Genomic DNA, 228 nt, shown 5'->3' on the forward strand with positions numbered 1-228 from the left:
TGCTTTTTAGCAAAACGGATATAAACATCTGTCATTCTAGCTGCATCTACAATTGCGGCTTCTCCGTTCGACATGATCATATAAGACAGGCATCCCTTGCCCATCCGTACAAATTGATAGAGCTCTCCACCGCCGCTTAAATCACCAATCTTCACTGGCTCCAGATGCTCACTCCACGCCTTCATGCCGCCTTCTAAATAATGGACCGTTCTGCCCGCCTCTGACAGC

General features: G+C 48.2%; 1 pseudogene. It reads right to left on the reverse strand.

The features are described 5' to 3' along the window. A pseudogene (locus tag SB658_RS28270) lies at positions 1-228 on the reverse strand (MBL fold metallo-hydrolase); the annotation flags it as partial.

The sequence above is a fragment of the Bacillus sp. SIMBA_008 genome (genome assembly GCF_046535495.1).
GTDB classification, from domain to species: domain Bacteria; phylum Bacillota; class Bacilli; order Bacillales; family Bacillaceae; genus Bacillus; species Bacillus subtilis.